Raw genomic sequence first — 20422 nt, forward strand, 5'->3', positions numbered from 1 at the left:
TGTGCGTCTTTGGCGGTGCCGTCTGTGGCCGTGCCCCTTCGACCGCGGTGATCCTTTGCGGACCCTTGTGCGGCCCTTTGCGCCCCCGAAGCAGAGCCCAGCCTAGGCGGAGATAGCGTGGACTGGCAGTACAGCGAAGGAGTCCACGTCATGGAGCACACCCGGGCCGCCTGGCTCACCGAGGCCGCTGGCGCCGCCGAGCAGCAAGGGTCCGGAAATCTGCTCCGGATCGTACTGGTCGTGATGTTCGTGGGCTGTGCGTTCACCGCGTGGTTCCTGCTGCGGGGGTACAAGCGGAAGGACGAGTGAGCGGGGGCGAAGGTTCCCCAATGGTGGAGTCGGCGTGATCGGCCTCACCGGGCCCGCTTACCATGGGCCGACGTCGTTGTCCCGTCCCTCCTCCATCGGATAGGTCTGCCGAAGATGAGCTTCCACAGCACCGCTGCCCAGTTGGTCACCCTCGCCGCAGAGGGCGAGGAGCACGGCGGCAACCACGAGAGCCTCGACCCCCTGGTGACCGGCGGCGCCGCGTTCATCATCCTGCTGCTCCTGCTGTGGATCACCACCCGTTTCAACCGCGACCGCTGAGGCACCGGGTGCCCGTCACGGGGCACTCCGGGCCCGTGCCGTCCGGGGCCCTCAGGTCGGGCCGGTAGGGTCTGCACGCATGGGAGAGCAGGACATGCCTACCGGCCCGGGCGACCACGGCCCCTCGAACTCCGGCAAGCGCCGCCTCGGCGTCATGGGCGGAACGTTCGACCCGATCCACCACGGACACCTCGTGGCGGCCAGCGAGGTCGCCGCGCAGTTCCACCTGGACGAGGTCGTGTTCGTACCGACCGGCCAGCCGTGGCAGAAGACGCACCGCAGGGTGTCCGCGGCCGAGGACCGTTATCTGATGACGGTCATCGCGACCGCCGAGAACCCCCAGTTCTCGGTCAGCCGTATCGACATCGACCGCGGCGGCCCCACCTACACCACGGACACGCTGCGCGACCTGAAGTCCCTCAACGCCGACACCGACCTCTTCTTCATCACCGGCGCCGACGCCCTCGGCCAGATCCTCACCTGGCGGGACGTGGAGGAACTGTTCTCCCTAGCGCACTTCATCGGAGTCACCCGGCCCGGCCACACCCTGGCCGACCCCGGGCTGCCCGAGGGCGGGGTCTCGCTCGTCGAGGTCCCGGCCCTGGCGATCTCCTCCACCGACTGCCGGGCGAGAGTCGCCAAGGGCGACCCCGTCTGGTACCTGGTGCCGGACGGCGTCGTGCGTTATATCGACAAGCGCGAGCTGTACCGCGGCGAGTGAGCCGAGAGGGGCACCGGTGAACGACCGATACGACGCGGGTTACGGCGGCGATCACGAGAACCAGTACGAACTCGTCGGCTACGACGAGTACGGTCGGCCGGTGTACCAGCAGGTCCCGCCGCAGCAACAGGCGCCGCGTCAGCAGCCCCAGCACCCTCAGCAGCAGTACGACCCTTACGCACAGCAGGGCTACGGCTACGACCCGTACGCCACGGGCACCCAGAACCAGGTTCCGCCGTACGACCCCTATGCGGCCGGCGACACCGGTCAGCAGGCGCCGACCCCGTCCTACGACCCGTACGGCGACGGGAACGGGGCCGGGCAGGGCACCGGTCCGGGGACGGCGTACGACCCCTACGGACAGGCCGCCACGAGCGGGCGGCAGCAGCGCGTCACCGAGCAGACGGCCTACATCCCCCAGCAGGGCGGACCCACCGGCGAGGCGCCGCAGACCGCGCCGACCGGCCGGGGCTACGGCAGCAGCCAGGACACGGGGTCCCGTCCCGGATACGGCGACGGCGCGCAGGCCGGTGCCGGCCGTCCCGCGGCGGGTGCCGGTGACGACGACGAACGGCAGTACCACACCGCCCAGTTCGCCTTCGTGGAAGAGCCCGACGGGGACTCCGAGGACGTCATCGACTGGCTCAACTTCACCGAGAACCGCACCGAGCGCCGCGAGGAGGCCAAGCGCCGCGCCCGCAGCCGGCTCGTCGCCCTGGTCGTCGTCCTCGCCCTCGTCGCGGTCGGCGGTGTCGGCTGGCTCTGGTACGCCGGGAAGCTGCCCGGCCTGTCGGACCCGGAGAGCAAGAAGGGCACCTCGATCGCGGCGAGCGCCCAGAACCGTGACGTGATCGTCGTCCACCTGCACAACACCGGCAAGGGCGGCACCTCCACCGCGCTGCTCGTCGACAACACCACCACCGACCGGGGCACCACCGTCCTGATCCCCAACTCCCTCAACCTCACGGCCGACGACGGCACCACGACCACCCTGGCCAAGTCCGTCGACGACGACGGCTCCTCCGGGACCCTCGACGCCCTCGACACCGTGCTCGGCACCGACATCGAGGGCACCTGGCGCCTGGACACCCCCTACCTCCAGAACCTCGTCGACCTCGTCGGCAACATCGACATCGACACCGACACCGCCGTGCCCGACCCGGCCGCCAAGAAGAAGGGCCAGGCGCCCCTGGTGAGCAAGGGGAAGGACCAGACCCTCAGCGGCAAAATGGCCGTCGCCTACGCCACCTACCGCGCTTCCGGCGAGTCCCAGGACGCCCAGCTGGAGCGCTTCGGGCAGGTCATGCAGGGCGTGCTGCGCAAGCTGTCCTCCGACCCGACGGCCGCGACCACCACCGTGCAGACCCTGGCCCAGATCCTCGACCCGTCCCTGACCGACAAGGACCTCGGCACCTTTCTCGCCAAGCTCGCCGACCTCGCCAAGGGCGGCGACTACAGGACCACGCTGCTCCCCGTCCAGCAGGACGGCACCCTGAGCGCGGCGGCCAGTGCGAGCGTGGTCAAGGACGTCCTCGGCGGCAAGGCGAAGAGCCCCGACAAGGACGCGGCCGTGAGCGTGTCCGTCCAGAACGCCACCGGCACCAAGGACAACACCGAGAAGGCCCGGGTCGTCCTCCTCAACGGCGGCTTCACCTTCCTCGACGGCGGCACGCCCTCCGGTACGCAGACCACCTCCAAGGTCGTCTACGCCGACGCGGGCGACAAGGCCGACGCCGCCGAGGTCGCCAAGACCCTCGGCCTGCCCGGCGGCGCCGTGACCAAGGGCACGGTCTCCTCCGGCGCGGACGTCGCCGTGATCCTCGGCCGGGACTACAAGCCGTCCTCGGGGTCCTAGCGGAACAATCACGTGGGGTGGTGTCGGCGGTCCGTGAGACCCTTGAGGTCAAGTGACCGCCGACCGAAAGCCTTGTAGTGACCGCGACTGACCGTTCCCTCGAGCTCGTCCACACCGCCGCGCAGGCGGCCGCCGACAAGCTCGCCCATGATGTGATCGCCTACGACGTCAGCGACGTCCTCTCGATCACCGACGCCTTCCTGCTGGCGTCCGCGCCCAACGACCGCCAGGTCAAGTCCATCGTCGACGAGATCGAGGAGCGGCTCTCCAAGGAGCTCGGCGCCAAGCCGGTGCGCCGTGAGGGCGACCGCGAGGCCCGCTGGGTCCTCCTCGACTACGTGGACATCGTGGTCCACGTCCAGCACAGCGAGGAGCGGGTCTTCTACGCCCTGGAGCGGCTCTGGAAGGACTGCCCCGAGCTGGAGCTGCCCGCCGACGCCAAGGCGACCCGCGGCAAGGGCGAGGAGCACGCCAAGCTCCGGGCCGAGGAGGACGACGCCGAGTTCGGGGAGCAGCGGTGACCGCTGCCGACGGCCGCAGGGGCCGGGGGCGCCGCGTCATCCTGTGGCGGCACGGCCAGACCTCCTGGAACGTGGAGCGCCGCTTCCAGGGCACCACGGACGTCGCGCTCACCGAGACCGGCGTCGGCCAGGCCCGCCGCGCCGCCCGGCTGCTCGCCTCGCTCCAGCCCGACGCGATCGTCGCCTCCGACCTCCAGCGGGCCGCGAACACGGCCGCCGAGCTCGCCGCGCTCACCGGCCTGGAGGTGGCCCACGACGAGGGGCTGCGCGAGACCTACGCGGGCGTCTGGCAGGGCCTCACGCACGAGGAGATCATCGCCCGGCACGGCGAGGAGTACGCCGCGTGGAAGCGCGGTGAGCCGGTCCGCCGCGGCGGCGGTGAACTGGAGACCGAGGTCGCCGACCGCGCCGCTCCCGTGGTGCTCCGGCACGCCGACAAGCTTCCCGAGAACGGCACCCTCGTGGTGGTCAGCCACGGCGGCACGATCCGCACCACCATCGGACGGCTGCTCGGGCTGGAGCCCCCGCACTGGGAGAGCCTCGGCGGCCTCTCCAACTGCTGCTGGTCGGTCCTCGGCGAGGGCGCCCGCGGCTGGCGCCTGCTGGAGCACAACGCCGGCACCCTCCCGGAGCCGGTGCTCGGGGACGACGACTGAGCGGCGGCGGAACCGGCGCCCACCAGGCACGGACCCGGATTTCACTTTCCGGCAGGTCGCAGGCTAGAGTTCTTCTTGTTCGCCCGCCGAGCGGGAAGAACGCAAGGGGCTATAGCTCAGTTGGTAGAGCGCCTGCATGGCATGCAGGAGGTCAGGAGTTCAATTCTCCTTAGCTCCACAGATCGACACTCGGTCGAGTGGTCAAAGATCGTGACGAGGATCCCGTCTCCTTCCGGAGGCGGGATTTTCTGTTGCTGTGTCCTGCTTGATCCTCTTCGGCGGCCATGCGTCACGACCGGCCCGGCGCGTGATCACGGGCCCGGCGCGTGCTTCGGCACACTCTTCTTCGACCGGCTTGAGTCACTCGGCCCCTCTGAGGCGTATACCTCTGCGAAGGCGCTGTTGGCGTGCACGTTCGCGCCGGCCGGGACCCGTGGCGACGGGTCCCGTGTCCGGACTGGTACTCAGGCGTCGCTGACCGTATTGGTCCGGCCGTGGCAGAATCAAACGGCCGGAAGGGGGCGCGGCCCGACGGGAGGGAGTAGTGATGCCTGCGAGCATCCTCGTGGAGGTCGGCCACCTCCACGAAGCGGCGTCGACAAGGGACACGACGGTCCGCCTCATCTGCCCTTCCTGCGGTTCCGTCCACGTGGCGCAAGTACTCGGCGACAACGGCGGGGTCTCCTACGTGTGCACGGCCTGCGGCCACAGCTGGAGCTGATCGATGGGTGCACACAGGCGAAAGTGCGACTGGTGCGGCAGCGGGACGCCGATCGTGCGCGACATGGAGCCGCTCAATCCCGACTACCAGTACTGGTGCGAGGAATGCGCGCGGGCGCTGATCATAAAAGGCGACCCGATCGAGACGTACCGCGAACTGGAGGGCGAGCCGATCTACGGCCGCCTCCTCGAGGAACACTGCACGCTCAAACGGTTCTACTCGTTCGTCACCGCTTGAGCCGGGAAACGATTTGGTGTTCCACCCCGGGGACCGTGTAATGTTGGCTCCGCCGCCGGGGAAACCGGGCGGAACACCAAGCAAGGGGCTATAGCTCAGTTGGTAGAGCGCCTGCATGGCATGCAGGAGGTCAGGAGTTCAATTCTCCTTAGCTCCACAGCAAAGGTCCCGCCGGATCATCTCGATCCGGCGGGATCTTCTTGTTTCCAGAGGCAGTTACGCCGTTTCAGGGCCAGTTGCGCCGGCGGCAGCCGCGACGGGGCCAGTTACGACGAAGGGGGCCGCCCGGATCCCGGGCGGCCCCCTTCGTGACGTCGGCTCAGCGGCCCAGCGCTCGCCGCCCGCGGCCCTGGGAGAGGACCGGGAGGTTGCGGGCGGGGCCCTTGTCGCGCGGCGACTCCTCCTCCAGGCGCAGGGCCAGCGCGGGGCAGCGACGCACCGCACGCAGCGCCTTCGCCTCGGCGTAGCGCGGCACTTGCGCCTGGGCGACGGTGGGGAAGCCGTCGGCGCCGAGTTCGAAGACCTCGGGAAGGATGTCGGCGCACAGGCCGTGGCCCCGGCACAGCGTCCAGTCGACGTAGATCTTCTGACGGCTGGGGCCGTTCTCCTCGGCCTCTCCGCCGCCCGGGATGCCCGTCGGCATCTTCCCGCCCTCGAAGAGCGGCAGAACGCCCTCCACGGGCCGTCCGCAGCCGTTGCCGAGGACATGGGCGGCCAGGTCGTCCGTGAACGCCTTGATGGTCGACTCCAGGAACATCGCGGAGCCGTCCGGGTGCGAGCACGCGCCGCGCCGCTTCACGTTCTTGGCGACCTGCTTGAGCGCCTCCAGGGCGGCCGGCCCGCCGCCGTTGAGGATGTCCTCCATGCCGCGCGCCGCGGCCGGCAGACCCAGGTAGCAGGGCCCGCACTGGCCCGCGCTCTCCTCGGCCAGCCACTGCGCCACCCGCAGCGACTCGCCCAGCGGGCAGGTCTCCTGAGTGATCGGCAGGATCGCGCCGGCCCCGAGTGCGCCGCCCACCGCGTCCAGGGAGTTGCGGGAGACGATCGCCTCGTTGACGGTCGCCGCGTCGATCCACTTGCCGTGGTAGCCGCCGGTCAGCACGCCCTGCGGGACCGGTGGGGCGCCGGCCAACTGGAGGACGTAGCGCAGCGGTACGCCTGTCGGGACCTCGATCACCATGGGGCGCGCGACGGCACCGGAGACCGTGAGCATGACGGTGCCCGGCTCGTCGTACAGGCCGGTGTTGCCGTACCGCTCCGGACCGATGCGCGCGGCGATCGCCAGCTGCGCGAAGGTCTCCGCGTTGGACAGCAGGGTCGGTGCGCCGCCGACGCCGTTCTGCGAGGCGCTGACCTTGCGGCCGGGCGGGATGGCCGGGCCGCCGTCGATGGAACGGATCAGCGAGGCCGCAGCTCCGGTGACCATGCGGACGGGATTGCGCTGCACGCGCGCGCGGAGGGCCGATCGCCGGCCGTTGCTGAGGCCGCGCTCGGCGAGGGCGGCCTCCATGGAGCGCTGGGTCGACTCCCGGGTGACCCCGATCACGAGGGTCCTGGCTCCCAGCGCCTCGGCGGCCAGGAGCGCGCCGTCCAGGATGAGGTGGGGGGCGCGGTTGATGAGGACCGTGTCCTTGCGGCAGGCCGGTTCGTCCTCGCTGCCGTTGACGACGACGACCGGCCGGATGCCGCGCTTGATCGCCGCTTCGGCGACCGAGCGCAGCTTCTTGTGGAAGGGGAAGCCGGCACCGCCGCGCCCCTTCAGGTTGATGGCCTCGGAGAGCTTCGCGAGCTGCTCCCCGCCCATGGGTTCGAGCGGCCCGTGCACCTTCAGGTGCATGGGCAGGTCAAGTCGTTCGACAAGGTCGAAGCCCGACGTGAGCTGGGGAAGCCCGACCACGCGGACTTCCGGGACGTCGGGCAGGGCCTCGTTCACCTATAGCCTCCGGAAGGCGTGTTCCAAGGTTCGCCCGAGCCCGGCGAGTCGTAGGACTGGCCGGACGTCTGATCTGTGGCGGGACCGCTGTTGTACGTGTCGTTCGGGTTGTACGCGCCATACATGGTGTTTGACTCACCGGTGTCGCGTACATCACCCGTCAAATAGCTGGCCGTGCCCGAATTGCCGCCATAGGTGGGGATGTTGTACCCCGTGTCCTGGAGCGGGTCGTAGGCGGACGGGGGCGCCTCGCCGACCGGCGGCGGGGACGGGATCGGCCAGTTGCCCGAGGTGCTGCCGATGCCTTCCGCGCGCGCGATGGGCTCGGTGGCGGCCTGCATGTCCATGGGCATGTCCATGCGCGCGGTCTGGCCGGTGTCGTAGGGCTGCTGCCCGCCCGGGGACATGGCGCGGTAGGCGGCGGCGAATCCGCTGCCCGCGGGCTCGGGGGCCGGGGTCTGGTAGATCGGGGTGGAGCCGGTCTGCGACAGGCCCTCGTAGCCGGGCAGGGCGGACTCCGAGCGGCGGCCGCCGGACTCGGCGCCCCTGCGGCCCTCGCCGCGGCTCTCGCGGCCCGGCGCGGCCGTCTCCGCGGCCCGCCTGGCCCGGGAGGCCTCCAGTTCCTCGCGGCCCCCGCGCTCCTCGGCGCCGAGGAGCACGGCGACCCGGTCGGTGATCCTGCGCTTGAAGGGGCGCGGAGCCGCGCGCAGGGCGAGCGCCACGATGACGCCGAGCACGCAGAGCGCGTACAGGTAGGTGAAGATCGGGGCCTTCACCGCGCGACCCGCGTAGAGCCCGTGGACCAGGCCGGCGCACCAGGCGGGGTAGGCCAGCATGTGCATCGCCCGCCAGCGGGCCGCGACCGGGGCCGGGGAGGCGAACCGGTTGCGCAGTGCCCCGGTGATGCCCACGAAGATCATGAGCTGGCCGGCCAGCGTGCCGAGTCCTATGAGGCCGCCGCTGCTGCTGAAGCCGAGGCCGAACGGGATGAACGCGGCGATCCACGTGGTGTGTTCGAGGGTGAGTTTGATCCCGATGTGCAGCAGGAGGAACGCGATCGAGCCCACGGCGGTGATCCGGTGCACGCCCTGGGCGACGATCCGCTGCCGGGTGTTGAGGATCAGCCGGTCCTGTGCGACGAGTCCCCAGATCACGGAACAGGTCAGGAGGACGAGCGTCACCACGCCCGCTCCGAAGTTGAGGAAGTCCTGGAGCCAGACGCCTCCGTACACCACGACCAGAGGGATGGCCAACAGGAAGACGGCCGTCGCCACCCCATAGGCCGACCGGCCCGTCCTGGGGAGCGTGCTGTTGCTACTACGAGGGTTCATGGGGGCAACTCCGAGCGGTTCGGGAAGGCGGTCCCGCTGCCGCACTCTAAGTGGCGCCATACCGATGGGTACGGCGTTTGAGTTATTGCGTTGTTATCAAACGGTCGTGGGGCCGTTGTGATGCCCCTTAGCGGCTGTTACGCGAAGTAACCTCTGGCCTTGCTCCAGTTCCTCTCGGGTGGATACGGTGCGGCTCGACTGCGGCGGCGAGTGCGGCACCCGGTGCCAAAGAGGCATACGTAAGCTCGTCGCGGCTTGCTCAACGGCTGCGGTACCCTAACGCCATGCGTGCCGTACGCCTTCTGCTTAGCGAGCCGCGCTGATCAGTCCCGACCACCGGTGAAGACGTGGTCGGAATCGGCGCGGCGTCCCCTCCTGTGCGAGGGGTTTTTTCGTTTCCGGACGAAACACAGCCCGCTGGCAGAGACGATCGATGGAGCTTTGAGGACCATGAGCGAGACGAACCCCGCTGCCGCCGAGGTGGCCGCGCCGCACCGCTACACGGCCGCCGTCGCGGCCGAGATCGAGGCACGCTGGCAGGACTTCTGGGACGCCGACGGGACCTACGCGGCGCCGAACCCCAAGGGCGACCTGGCGGGCGACCCGGAGGTCGTCGCCCGGCCCAAGAAGTTCATCATGGACATGTTCCCCTACCCGTCGGGTGCGGGCCTGCACGTCGGCCACCCCCTGGGCTACATCGCCACCGATGTATTCGCCCGCTTCCAGCGGATGACGGGGCACAACGTCCTGCACACCCTGGGCTTCGACGCCTTCGGCCTGCCCGCCGAGCAGCACGCCGTCCAGACCGGCGAGCACCCGCGGATCACCACCGAGGCCGCGATCAACAACATGAAGTCCCAGCTGCGCCGGCTGGGCCTGGGCCACGACAAGCGCCGGTCGTTCGCCACGATCGACCCGGACTACTACAAGTGGACCCAGTGGATCTTCCTACAGATCTTCAACTCCTGGTACGACGACGAGGCGAAGCAGGCCCGCCCGATCTCCGAGCTGATCGCCCGCTTCGAGTCCGGTGAGCGCCCGGTGCCCGGCGGCGGCTCCTGGAGCGAGCTGTCCGACGCCGCCCGCGCCGACATCCTGGGCGAGTACCGGCTGGCCTATGCCTCCGACGCGCCCGTCAACTGGTGCCCCGGGCTGGGCACCGTGCTGGCCAACGAGGAGGTCACCGCCGACGGACGCTCCGAGCGCGGCAACTTCCCGGTCTTCAAGGCCAAGCTGCGCCAGTGGAACATGCGGATCACCGCGTACGCCGACCGGCTGCTGGACGACCTGAACGAGCTGGACTGGCCCGAGGCCATCAAGTTGCAGCAGCGCAACTGGATCGGCCGCTCCGAGGGCGCCCGCGTCGACTTCCCGATCGACGGCGAGCACATCACCGTCTTCACCACCCGCCCGGACACCCTGTTCGGCGCGACCTACATGGTGCTGGCACCCGAGCACCCGCTGGTCGAGAAGTTCACGCCCGCCACCTGGCCGGAGGGCACCCGCGACGCCTGGACCGGCGGTCATGCGACCCCGGGCGAGGCCGTCGCCGCCTACCGCGCGCAGGCCGCCTCCAAGTCCGACGTCGAGCGCCAGGCCGAGGCCAAGGACAAGACCGGCGTCTTCACCGGCTCGTACGCCACCAACCCGGTCAACGGCGAGCCGGTCCCCGTCTTCATCGCGGACTACGTCCTGATGGGCTACGGCACCGGCGCGATCATGGCCGTCCCCGGCCACGACTCCCGCGACTTCGCGTTCGCGCGCGCCTTCGACCTGCCCGTGGTGTGCGTCGTCGAGCCGACCGACGGCCGCGGCACCGACACCTCCACGTGGGAGGACGCCTTCGTCTCCTACGACGCGAAGATCGTCAACTCCACCGGCAAGGGCGTCTCCCTGGACGGCCTGGGCGTCGTCGAGGCCAAGGCGCGCATCACCGAGTGGCTGGAGAGCGAGGGCGTCGGCGAGGGCACCGTCAACTTCCGCCTGCGTGACTGGCTGTTCAGCCGCCAGCGCTACTGGGGCGAGCCCTTCCCGATCGTCTACGACGAGGACGGCATCGCCCACTCGCTGCCCGAGTCGATGCTGCCGCTGGAGCTGCCCGAGGTCGAGGACTACTCGCCGCGCACCTTCGACCCGGACGACGCGGACACCTCCCCGGAGACGCCGCTGTCCCGCAACGAGGACTGGGTGAACGTCACCCTGGACCTGGGCGACGGACGCGGCCCGCGCGCGTACCGCCGTGAGACCAACACCATGCCCAACTGGGCCGGTTCCTGCTGGTACGAACTGCGCTACCTGGACCCGCACAACGATTCCGTGCTGGTCGACCCCGAGATCGAGCGGTACTGGATGGGCCCCCGCGCGGGTCAGCCGCACGGCGGTGTCGACCTGTACGTCGGCGGCGCCGAGCACGCGGTGCTGCACCTGCTGTACGCGCGCTTCTGGTCCAAGGTCCTGTTCGACCTGGGGCACATCTCGTCGCCCGAGCCGTTCCACAAGCTGTTCAACCAGGGCATGATCCAGGCCTTCGTCTACCGCGACAGCCGGGGCTTCCCGGTGCCGGCCGCCGAGATCGAGGAGCGGGACGGGACGTTCTTCTTCCAGGGCGAGCCCGTCAAGCGCGAGCTGGGCAAGATGGGCAAGTCCCTGAAGAACGCCGTCACCCCCGAGGCGATCTGCGAGGAGTACGGCGCCGACACCCTGCGCCTGTACGAGATGGCCATGGGCCCGCTGGACGTCTCGCGGCCGTGGGACACCCGCGCGGTGGTCGGCCAGTACCGGCTGCTGCAACGGCTGTGGCGCAACGTCGTCGACGAGACGACCGGCGAGGTCACCGTCGTGGACGCCGAGCCCGACGAGGCCACGCTGCGGGCCCTGCACAAGGCGATCGACGGCGTGCGGCACGACCTGGAGGGCCTGCGCTTCAACACCGCCATCGCCAAGGTCACCGAGCTGAACAACCACCTGACCAAGACGGGCGGCCCGGTGTCGCGCCAGGTCGCCGAGGCGCTGGTGCTGCTGGTCACGCCGCTGGCCCCGCACATCGCCGAGGAGCTGTGGCGCAGGCTGGGCCACACCGACTCGGTCGTCCACCAGGACTTCCCGGTCGCCGACCCGGCCTACGTCGTGGACGAGACCGTGACCTGCGTGGTCCAGGTCAAGGGCAAGGTCAAGGCCCGCCTGGAGGTCTCCCCGGCCATCTCCGACGAGGAACTGGAGAAGGTCGCGCTGGCCGACGAGAAGGTCGTGGCGGCGCTGGACGGGGCGGGCATCCGCAAGGTGATCGTGCGGGCGCCGAAGCTGGTGAACATCGTTCCGGCGTAAGGCCCGCGGGGTAGGTCCCGGGGCTCTGGGCTTAGGGCCGGCGTCGCGCGGGGCTCGTCCCGCCTGGTGCGCCGGGCGGGTTGCTGGCTTGATGCGCCGGGCGGGTTCCTGGCTTGATGCGCCGCGGGTTCCTGGTTTGATGTGCCGTCCGGGTCCGTGGCCCCTAGGGGTTGCGTGCGGGCAGGTTCGGGGTTCCTCCGGAACTCCGGGCCTGCCCGTTGCGTTTACCTTGGAAGCGCGGCGCGGTGTGTGCCGTACCGGTCGGAGGAGGAGACGTGGAAGCAGTGATCGCGATCGTGGCCCTGCTCTTCGTGCTCTTCGTGGTGCTCGGCGTGTACGCGACAGTGAAGGTGGTCGGCGCCGCCAAGCGAGGTGTGGACCGCACCCTCACCCAGGCCCGGCGCACGGTCGAGGACCACACCTTGCGCGCCAAGTCCTTCGCCCAGGTCGGCCCGGCGGGCGAACTGGCCCAGCTGCGGCTGAAGCTGCGCACCTCGATGCGCGCCACCCAGGAGGCGCTGCACGCGGGCGCCCCCGAGGACGAGTCCCTCAAGGAGTCGATCGGCCTCTTCCAGCGTCTCAGCGCCCACGGCCATGAACTGGACGGCGAGCTCAAGCGCCTGGAGTCCGAGCCCGACCGGACGAAGCTCGCCGAGCGCCTGCCCGGCCTGCGGGAGCGCACCGAGCGCATCACACAGTCGGCCGACTCCCTGCGCTGGGCGGCCCGTGACCGCGCCCGCCGGTTCGCCGACGACGACCTGGACACCCTGAGCGCGCAGATCGACGTCGAGTCCGGAGCCCTGCGGCACTGGACCAAGGCCGAGCCCGCCGCGACACCGCCGCCGTGGCCCGAGCCCTCCGCCGCCGAGAGCGGCACCGAGCAGCAGACCTGGCCCGAGACGCCCCGCTCCCGCACCGCCGAGGAACCGACGCGGCCCGCGATCACCCCGCCCGGCGTCCGCCCGACCTACCCCTGGCAGAAGAAACCCCGTCCGGAGAGCACGACTTGACGCCCGGCCCGGCACCCGCCCCGAACCTGCCACGGCAGCCCCGGGCGACAGGGGCCGGGCTGCCGCCCGCACGCTACGGCAGGTAACCTCCAGCTCATGTCCCGCCATGTCGCGATCGTCACGGATTCAACGGCCTACCTGCCGCAGGGGACGATGGAGCGGCACGGCATCACAGCGGTCCCCCTGACCGTGGTCCTCGGCGACCGCGCCCTGGAGGAGGGCACCGAGATCACGGCCCGCTCGCTGGCCCAGGCGCTCCAGAAGCGACGCCCCGTCACCACCTCACGGCCCAGCCCCCAGGCCTTCGCCGAGCACTACCGCAAGGTCGCCGAGTCCGGCGCGACCGGGATCGTGTCGCTGCATCTGTCCGCCGAACTCTCCGGCACCTACGACGCGGCGGTCGTGGCGGCGCGTGAGGCACCGGTGCCGGTGCGGGTGGTCGACACCGGCATGATCGCCATGGCCCTCGGATTCTGCGCGGTCGCCGCCGCCCAGGCCGCCGAGACGGGCGGCACGGTGGACGAGGCGGTCACGGCCGCGGAGAAACGGGCCGCGGGCACGGCCGCCTACTTCTACGTCGACACCCTCGACTATCTGCGCCGCGGGGGCCGGATCGGGGCCGCCCAGGCCCTCCTCGGCTCCGCGCTCGCGGTGAAGCCGCTGCTGAAGCTCGACGGCGGCCGGATCGAGCCCCTGGAGAAGGTGCGGACGGCGTCCAGGGCGATCGCCCGCCTGGAGGAGATCGCGGCGGACCGGGCCGGCAGCGCGCCGGTCGACATCGCGGTGCACCATCTCTCCGCCCCCGACCGGGCAGCCGCCCTCGCGGACCGCCTGCGGGCACGGGTGACGGGGCTGGCCGATCTGCATGTGAGCGAGGTCGGGGCGGTGATCGGGGCGCATACGGGGCCTGGGTTGCTGGGGGTTGTGGTTTCGGCTCGGTGACGGGGCAGTACGGCCTGGGCTGCTGGGGATATGTGGGCTGGGCGGCAGGCCGGTTCACTCGTGCGGGTGGCGGAGTTGTCCACAACCGGTGGGTAGTCCACGGGAATTGACCAAGATCATCGCGAGAATGCGGGTCTGGTCGATCCTCGGCGCATGGCACTTCGATCACGTTCACGTACAGCGACGGCAACCAGCGGACCGGGCCGCGGCCCCCACTCCGACGGACGCGCGAGGCATCGCCGACCGTCCGCTCCCCGAGGTACAGGAGGCGGCCGTGCCCGGCATCGGCATGCCGCCTCGGCGGACGAACTCCAGCGCCGGGCGGAGGTGTTGTTCGCCGAACGGGTGGGCGCCCGGAGGGACTCGGGCAAGGGGCCGCCGCCGGGTGGGCGGGACTTGGCAGGCGGCGGGGCGGATGCCGGTGCCGTCGATCTCGTCGGGGGCGGTTCCGCTTCGCCGATCGACGGGGCTGGTTCCGGGGACGAGGCGTGGCGAGACGGCGAGGGCCTCGACGCCGACGCGTGGGACACCGCTCACCAGGACACAGCTGCCCGGGACACCGGCTTCCAGGCGGCTGGTGCCCGGGACGAGGCTCGGCGTGATGGTTCTGCCGGGGACGGTGCCTGGCGGGAGCGGGCCGGGATGGCTCTGCGGGAGCGGTTGCCGGTGTGGTTGCAGGCGCGCTACGGGCTGGAGCGGCGGAACGTCGTAGCACTCTCCGTACTGCTGGTCGTGGCCGCGGTGTTCGCCGTGCAGCACTTCTGGACCGGCCGAACGCAGTCGGTCCAGGCGCCCGAAGTCGTCCGGGCGGCGGCTCCGTTCGGGGAGAGCGGGTCGGCCGAGGGCGGTGCGGGCGAGCGCGGTGGTCGGGGCGGGGAGCAGCCGGCGGTCCCGGGCGGGATGCCCAGCACCCCGGGCGTCGCGGGCGCCGAGATCGTCGTGGACGTCAGCGGCAAGGTCCGTGACCCCGGCGTCCATCGGTTGCCGGCCGGATCCAGAGTGGCCGACGCGCTGACGGCGGCGGGCGGTGTGCGGCCGGGCACCGACACGGACGCCCTCAACCGCGCGCGGTTCCTGGTGGACGGCGAGCAGGTCGTGGTCGGCAGCCCGGCTCTCGCGCCCGGCGCGGGAGGCGTACCCGCCAACGGTGCTCCAGCCGGCCCCGGTGGCGGCCCGGCCGGTGCGGCGGCCCCCGTCTCCCTGAACACGGCCACCGTGGACCAGCTCGACACCCTGCCCGGTGTCGGCCCCGTGCTGGCCCAGCACATCCTCGACTACCGCACCCAGCACGGCGGCTTCCGCTCGGTGGACGAGCTGCGCGAGGTCAACGGCATCGGCGACCGCCGCTTCGCCGACCTGCGGAACCTCGTACGGCCATGAGGTACGGCTCGGCGGTCCAGCGAGGGGACGAGGGCGAGGCACGCACGTCGGGCGGGGCACGCGGGTCGGGCGGGGCACACAGGCCGGGCGGGTCACACAGGACGGCCGGAGTCGGACGGCGTGGACGGTCAGCCGTGCACGCCGCCTCCGGGAAACGGCTCGGCGACGCCCATCCCCGGCAGGAGGGCCCCACGAACCTGCGACTGGTCCCCGCGGCGCTGGCGGCGTGGGTGACAGCCGCGGTGGCACTGGGGATGCCCGCGGGGTGGGTCACCGGGCTGGCGGCCGGGTGTCTCGTCGTCGCCTGCGTGCTGTTGTCGGGACGGTGGCGGCGGGTGGGCGGCGACGGTGGACGGGGCGGGGCTCCTGCGCGGGGCGTCGGTGGAGGGGGCGGGGCCCCTGTGCGGGGCGTCGGCGGAAGGGGCAGGGTCCCGGTCGCCGCTGTGCTGCTCTGTGTCGCGGCGGCCGCCGTGTCCGCGGGGCTGCACGGGGCGGACCTGCGGCGAGGGCCGGTGCCGGAGCTGGCCCGCCGGTATGCCACGGTGACCGCCGAGATCGAACTGACCGCCGACCCTCACCTCACCCGGCCCCGGATCACCGGGGACCACGCCGCACCGACCGCCGTGGTCGTCGAGGCCGACGTGCGGCGGGTGGAGACGGTGGGCGGGACGGCCGTGGTGACCCGGACGCCGGTGCTCGTGCTCGTCGATGTGCGTACGGAGGCGAGGAAGGGAGCATGGCGCCCCGGTGCCGGTGGGGTGCCGTCGAGGTCACACCACGCGGGGTTCACGTCGGCCGCGGGGGAGCCGTCGCGGTCACCCTGGCTCGGACTGCTGCCGAGCACGCGCGTGCGGGTGGTCGCCCGGGTGGTGCCGCCGCTGGTCGGGGGAGATCGGATCGCGGCCGTGTTGCGGGTGCGGGATCGGGCGGGACCCGAGGTCGTGGGGGAGGCGTCGGGGGCGCAGCGGTTCGCGGGGCGCCTGCGGGCCGGACTGCGGGAGGCCACCGACGGACTGCCGGCGGATGCCCGGGCCCTGTTGCCGGGACTGGTCGTGGGGGACACCTCGCGGATCACACCGGAGCTGGACGAGGCGTTCAAGGAGACCGACCTCGCGCACACGCTCGCCGTCTCCGGGAGCAACCTCACGATCCTGCTCGTCCTGCTCATCGGGCCGCCCGGACTCGCCCGGCTCGTCGAACGACGGGGACTGGCACCGCGGCTCGGGATGTCGCTGCGGACGACCGCGCTGGTCGGCGGTGGGCTCACGCTGGCGTTCGTCGTGGTGTGCCGGCCGGACCCCAGTGTGCTGCGGGCCGCGGCCTGCGGGGCCGTCGCGTTGCTCGCCCTCGCGACCGGTCGTCGCAGATCACTGATCCCGGCGCTGGCGACGGCCGTCCTGCTGCTGGTGCTGTACGACCCGTGGCTGGCCCGGAGTTACGGGTTCCTGCTCTCCGTCCTGGCCACCGGGGCTCTGCTGACGCTGGCGCCGCGCTGGAGCCTGGCGTTGCGGCGGCGCCGCGTGCCGCCCCGGCTGGCGGAGGCGTTGGCGGCGGCCGCCGCCGCGCAGGCGGTGTGCGCTCCGGTGGTCGCCGTGCTGTCGGCGCGGGTGAGCCTGGTCGCGGTGCCCTGCAATCTGCTCGTGGAGTTCGCGGTCGCGCCGGCGACGGTCCTGGGCTTCGCGGCGCTGGCGACGGCGCCTGTGGCGATGCCGGTGGCCGAAGGCCTGGCCTGGTGCGCGAGTTGGCCCGCCGGGTGGATCGCGGAGGTCGCCCGCACCGGGGCGTCGCTGCCCGGCGGAGGCGTGGACTGGCCGGGGAGCTGGGCGGGGGCCGGGCTCCTCGCCCTCGCCACCGTCCTCGTGCTGCTCGTGGGGCGGCGGCTGCTCGGGCACCCCTGGTGGTGTGCGGTGTGCGCGCTGCTGTTCGCACTGGCGGTGGTGCAGCCGCCGCCGCTGACCAGGGTGGTCACGGGATGGCCGCCGCCGGGGTGGCGGATGGTGATGTGCGATGTGGGCCAGGGGGACGCGGCGGTACTGGCGGCGGGCGAGGGCACGGGTGTGGTCGTGGACGCCGGGCCCGATCCGGAGCTCGTCGACGGCTGCCTCCGCACCCTCGGCGTCACCAGGGTGCCTCTCGTGGTCCTGACCCACTTCCACGCCGACCACGTGGCAGGTCTGCCCGGGGTGCTGCGGGGGCGGTCGGTGGGGGCGATCGAGACGACGGGGTTCGAGGAACCGCTGGACCAGGCCGAGTTCGTACGGCGGCAGGCGGCGGCCCGGCGGATCCCGGTGACGCGGGCGGCGGCCGGGGAGCAGCGGCGTACGGGGACGCTGACCTGGGAGGTCCTGTGGCCGCCCGTGGGCCCGGCGCCGGCGGTGGCGGCGGACGGGCCGAACGACGCCAGTGTCGCGATGCTCGTCCGTTCGGCAGGGCTGCGCTTCCTCCTGCTCGGGGACCTCGAACCCCCGGCGCAGCAGGAGCTGTTGAGGTCACCGGCGGGGGCGCGGCTGGCGGGGGTGGACGTGCTCAAGGTCGCTCATCACGGTTCGGCCTACCAGGACCCGGAACTGCTACGCCGGGCCGCCCCGCGGCTGGCGCTGATCTCGGTCGGGGCCGACAACTCCTACGGTCACCCGGCAGCCAGTACGGTCACCGCGCTGCGGGCCGGGGGCGCGGTGGTGCTGCGGACGGACCGGGACGGGGCGTTGGCCGTCGTCGGGTCCGGCGGCGACCGCGGCGACCGTGGCGGCTACGACGACCGCGGCGGCCATGGTGAAGGGGGCGCGGGGAGCCGGGGTGAGGGGACCGGAGGCAATGCGGGCGGGAACATCGAGGGAGGAGGACGCCGTGGTGCTCGCGGTGGGGAGCTGTGGGTGGCGCGAGACTGAGGACATGCATCCCACACAGGTTGACGCCTATCTCCGCCGCCTGGGAGTCCAGCACCCGGCATGGCCCACGGTGGAGGTCCTGCGCGAGCTGCATCTGCGCCATCTCCAGACCGTGCCCTTCGAGAACCTGTCGGTCCACCTCGGCGAGGAGATCGTGCTGGAGGAGGAGCGGCTGGTGGAGAAGGTGGTGGACGCCGGGAGAGGGGGTTTCTGCTACGAACTGAACGGGGCCTTCGCGGGCTTGCTGGCCGCGCTCGGCTTCGATGTGACGCTGCTCGCGGGGCGGGTGTACGGCGACGAGGGGCGGCTCGGGATCCCGTACGACCATCTGGCGCTGCGGGTGCGGACCGTGGACGGGGGCGAGTGGCTGGCCGACGTCGGGTTCGGGGCGCACAGTCACTATCCGCTGGCGTTCGGAGCGCGGCACGAGCAGGAGGACCCCGGCGGCACCTTCCGGATCGTGGAGGCGGGGCCCGACGCGGCGGGAGTGCGGGGCGGGGACGGCGCGATGGCCAAGGGCGGGGGTGAGGCCGCGGATCTGGATGTCGTCGTGGGCGGCCGGAGCCAGTACCGGCTGGAGGTGCGGCCGCGGGTGCTCGGGGACTTCGTGGCCGGGGCGTGGTGGCACAGCACCTCGCCGGCCTCGCACTTCACACAGTCCCTGGTGTGTTCGAGGGTGACGGAGCACGGCGGCCGGATCACGCTCAGCGGGCGGGTCCTCAAGGTGACGGGAGCGGACGGGGCGCGCGAGGAGCGGGAGTTGGGGACGGACGAGGAGGTGCTGGAGGTGTACCGGGAGCGGTTCGGCATCGCCCTGGACCGGGTGCCGTTGGTACGGAACGCAGGGCGGGTCGGATAGCGGCAGGTACGGGGTGGGGCGGGGCGGTGGCGGTGACCTGGAAAATGGTTCCGTGAGCGATGTGAGACATGTGCTGGTGCTGCCTGACCGGGATGCCGCGGAAGAGGTCGTCGAGGCGCTGCGGGAGCGGTTCGCGGTGGCCGAGGAGCCGCAGGTCGTCCGGGACGCGCTGGCGGGGGAGGACGACGCGGAGGACGCGCAGTGGCTTGTCGTGCTCCACGACGAGGCGGGGCGGCTGGATCCGGGGGAGCTGGACGCGTTCGCGGGGGAGTGGGAGGGGTGGCGGGAGGAGCCGTAGGTCCGCGGCCGGTGCGGTGTGCCGGGACAGGGCCCGCGGCCGGTGCGGTGTGCCGGGACAGGGCCGGGCCGGGTTCCGGTCGGGCACCGACAGCCCCGCCGCCGCTGCCGGGCTGTCAGTGGCCCGTGCCATGCTGTACGCGATGGCCAAGAAGAGTGCTGATGACGACCTGCTCGCTCCTGTGACCCTTGCCGTGGGGCAGGAGGAGCTGCTGCTCGACCGGGCTGTGCAGGAGGTGGTCGCGGCGGCTCGGGCCGCTGACGCCGACACCGACGTACGGGACCTGGCCTCGGAGCAGTTGCAGCCGGGGACGCTCGCCGAGCTGACCAGTCCGTCGCTGTTCGCGGAGCGCAAGGTCGTGGTCGTGCGCAACGCGCAGGACCTGTCGGCGGACACGATCAAGGACGTGAAGGCGTATCTCGGCGCGCCCGCCGAGGAGATCACCCTGGTGCTGCTGCACGCCGGCGCGGCGAAGGGCAAGGCGTTGCTCGACGCCGCGCGGAAGGCGGGGGCGCGCGAGGTCGCCTGCCCGAAGATGACCAAGCCGGCGGACCGGCTGGCCTTCGTGCGCCAGGAGTTCCGGGCGACCGGGCGGTCCGCCACGCCCGAGGCGTGCCAGGCGCTCGTCGACGCCATCGGGAGCGACCTGCGGGAGCTGGCGTCCGCGGTGTCGCAGCTCGTCGCCGATGTCGAGGGGACGATCGACGAGGCCGTCGTGGGGCGGTACTACACGGGGCGGGCCGAGGCCTCCAGCTTCACCGTCGCCGACCGGGCCGTGGAGGGGCGGGCCGCGGAGGCGTTGGAGGCGCTCAGGTGGTCGCTCGCGACCGGGGTCGCACCGGTCATGATCACCAGCGCGTTGGCGCAGGGGGTGCGGGCGATCGGGAAGCTGTCCTCCGCGCGGGGTGGGCGCCCCGCCGATCTCGCCCGGGAACTGGGCATGCCGCCGTGGAAGATCGACCGGGTGCGGCAGCAGATGCGGGGGTGGACCCCGGACGGGGTGGCGTTCGCGCTGCGGGCCGTGGCCGAGGCGGACGCGGGGGTGAAGGGCGGAGGGGACGATCCCGAGTACGCCTTGGAGAAGGCGGTCGTGGCGATCGCCCGGGCGGCGCGGTCCCGGGGACGGGGCTGAGGTCGCAGTACGGGGGTGCCGGGTGA

At 72.0% G+C, this 20422-nt stretch carries 18 protein-coding genes and 2 tRNA genes; 18 read left to right on the plus strand and 2 right to left on the minus strand.

Going from position 1 to position 20422, the window contains the following annotated elements; genetic code table 11:
• The first annotated feature begins 150 nt into the window (after positions 1-150).
• From IF54_RS42930 to IF54_RS0104420, 10 genes are all read left to right on the plus strand, one after another.
• Entirely contained in the window at positions 151-309 is a 159-nt protein-coding gene (locus tag IF54_RS42930; RefSeq protein ID WP_030314654.1) for a hypothetical protein, read from the plus strand.
• Positions 310-423: 114 nt separating this feature from the next.
• The gene (locus IF54_RS42935; RefSeq protein WP_020136208.1) at positions 424-588 is read left to right on the plus strand and encodes a hypothetical protein; all 165 of its coding nucleotides are present in this window, start codon (positions 424-426) and stop codon (positions 586-588) included.
• 79 nt (positions 589-667) lie between these two features.
• Positions 668-1309 carry a nicotinate-nucleotide adenylyltransferase gene (gene nadD, locus IF54_RS0104385; protein ID WP_030314656.1) on the plus strand — a complete coding sequence of 214 codons (642 nt, stop codon included), beginning with the start codon at positions 668-670 and terminating at the stop codon, positions 1307-1309.
• A 16-nt stretch (positions 1310-1325) separates the two neighbouring features.
• Complete coding sequence (locus tag IF54_RS0104390) at positions 1326-3164, plus strand: LCP family protein (RefSeq protein ID WP_030314658.1); 1839 nt, start codon at positions 1326-1328, stop codon at positions 3162-3164.
• 77 nt (positions 3165-3241) lie between these two features.
• Entirely contained in the window at positions 3242-3685 is a 444-nt protein-coding gene (gene rsfS / locus IF54_RS0104395) for a ribosome silencing factor (RefSeq protein ID WP_020136211.1), read from the plus strand.
• Positions 3682-4341 carry a histidine phosphatase family protein gene (locus IF54_RS0104400; RefSeq protein ID WP_030314660.1) on the plus strand — a complete coding sequence of 220 codons (660 nt, stop codon included), beginning with the start codon at positions 3682-3684 and terminating at the stop codon, positions 4339-4341. Before rsfS ends, IF54_RS0104400 begins: the two co-directional genes overlap by 4 nt.
• 105 nt (positions 4342-4446) lie before the next feature.
• Positions 4447-4519: transfer RNA gene (locus IF54_RS0104405), tRNA-Ala, on the plus strand.
• 369 nt (positions 4520-4888) lie between these two features.
• Complete coding sequence (locus IF54_RS41995; RefSeq protein WP_020136213.1) at positions 4889-5062, plus strand: hypothetical protein; 174 nt, start codon at positions 4889-4891, stop codon at positions 5060-5062.
• A 3-nt stretch (positions 5063-5065) separates the two neighbouring features.
• Positions 5066-5299 carry a hypothetical protein gene (locus tag IF54_RS0104415; protein WP_019523121.1) on the plus strand — a complete coding sequence of 78 codons (234 nt, stop codon included), beginning with the start codon at positions 5066-5068 and terminating at the stop codon, positions 5297-5299.
• A gap of 84 nt (positions 5300-5383) precedes the next feature.
• Positions 5384-5456 (plus strand) — tRNA-Ala (locus IF54_RS0104420).
• Positions 5457-5618: 162 nt separating this feature from the next.
• Here IF54_RS0104420 and IF54_RS0104425 read toward each other — a convergent pair.
• Both IF54_RS0104425 and IF54_RS0104430 read right to left on the minus strand, forming a co-directional pair.
• Positions 5619-7232, minus strand: coding sequence for an NADH-quinone oxidoreductase subunit NuoF family protein (locus IF54_RS0104425; RefSeq protein ID WP_030314664.1), 1614 nt, complete (start codon positions 7230-7232; stop codon positions 5619-5621).
• Positions 7229-8563, minus strand: a complete 1335-nt coding sequence (locus tag IF54_RS0104430) for a cytochrome b/b6 domain-containing protein (protein WP_234438912.1) — start codon at positions 8561-8563, stop codon at positions 7229-7231. The genes IF54_RS0104425 and IF54_RS0104430 overlap by 4 nt, the downstream gene beginning before the upstream one ends.
• A gap of 450 nt (positions 8564-9013) precedes the next feature.
• Here IF54_RS0104430 and leuS point away from each other — a divergent pair, with 450 nt between their 5' ends.
• From leuS to holA, 8 genes are all read left to right on the plus strand, one after another.
• Entirely contained in the window at positions 9014-11887 is a 2874-nt protein-coding gene (leuS, locus tag IF54_RS0104435; RefSeq protein WP_030314668.1) for a leucine--tRNA ligase, read from the plus strand.
• A gap of 275 nt (positions 11888-12162) precedes the next feature.
• Positions 12163-12897, plus strand: a complete 735-nt coding sequence (locus IF54_RS0104440; RefSeq protein ID WP_030314671.1) for a hypothetical protein — start codon at positions 12163-12165, stop codon at positions 12895-12897.
• 96 nt (positions 12898-12993) lie between these two features.
• Positions 12994-13839, plus strand: a complete 846-nt coding sequence (locus tag IF54_RS0104445; protein WP_030314672.1) for a DegV family protein — start codon at positions 12994-12996, stop codon at positions 13837-13839.
• Between the two features lie 153 nt (positions 13840-13992).
• Positions 13993-15219 (plus strand): ComEA family DNA-binding protein, encoded by a 1227-nt coding sequence (locus IF54_RS42000; RefSeq protein ID WP_037819256.1) that lies wholly within the window; start codon positions 13993-13995, stop codon positions 15217-15219.
• Positions 15220-15353: 134 nt separating this feature from the next.
• A complete protein-coding gene (locus tag IF54_RS0104455; RefSeq protein ID WP_037819258.1) occupies positions 15354-18107 on the plus strand; it encodes a ComEC/Rec2 family competence protein in 2754 nt (917 codons plus the stop codon).
• Positions 18108-18111: 4 nt separating this feature from the next.
• The gene (locus tag IF54_RS0104460) at positions 18112-18966 is read left to right on the plus strand and encodes an arylamine N-acetyltransferase family protein (protein ID WP_030314679.1); all 855 of its coding nucleotides are present in this window, start codon (positions 18112-18114) and stop codon (positions 18964-18966) included.
• Between the two features lie 52 nt (positions 18967-19018).
• Complete coding sequence (locus IF54_RS0104465; protein ID WP_037819261.1) at positions 19019-19264, plus strand: hypothetical protein; 246 nt, start codon at positions 19019-19021, stop codon at positions 19262-19264.
• A 142-nt stretch (positions 19265-19406) separates the two neighbouring features.
• Positions 19407-20396, plus strand: a complete 990-nt coding sequence (holA, locus tag IF54_RS0104470; protein ID WP_199821175.1) for a DNA polymerase III subunit delta — start codon at positions 19407-19409, stop codon at positions 20394-20396.
• Positions 20397-20422 lie beyond the last annotated feature (26 nt).

Source organism: Streptomyces sp. NRRL B-3229, from assembly GCF_000719505.1.
Taxonomy (GTDB): Bacteria; Actinomycetota; Actinomycetes; order Streptomycetales; family Streptomycetaceae; genus Streptomyces; species Streptomyces griseorubiginosus.